Source organism: Achromobacter sp. Marseille-Q0513, assembly GCF_018195695.1.
Classification (GTDB): domain Bacteria; phylum Pseudomonadota; class Gammaproteobacteria; order Burkholderiales; family Burkholderiaceae_B; genus Achromobacter.
On sequence record NZ_JAGTJY010000631.1, the window covers coordinates 1 to 345 of the forward strand.

Sequence of the window (345 nt, forward strand, 5' to 3'; positions counted from 1 at the left end):
ACACTCTACAACTGCCGCCGGGCGTAACAATGGGCTATCGCTCCTCAATGCCTATCATCGAACTGAAACTCACCGGACCGGCAAGCGAGCAACAGGCGATGGAAAAACTGTGGCTGGACGTTAAACGTGTTGCCGGACAGAGCGAGATTTTCGAAGGCACCGAAGGACTGCCCGCGCAGATCAGTCGCGAATTGCAAAACCGCCAGTTCAGCCTGACGTTGAGCGAGCAATTCACCAGCGGTTTATTGGCTTTGCAACTTTCTCGCGCAGGTGCTCCATTGCTGGCGTGTGAAGTGGTTCCTTCACAGGAAGAAACCCTGGCGCAAACTGCGCACTGGATTACAG

General features: G+C 54.8%; 1 protein-coding gene. It reads left to right on the forward strand.

What is annotated here, in order from left to right; genetic code table 11:
- Positions 1-47: 47 nt before the first annotated feature.
- Positions 48-345: hypothetical protein (locus tag KDH83_RS32070; protein WP_212323249.1), on the forward strand; the 298-nt coding region annotated here is incomplete at its 3' end.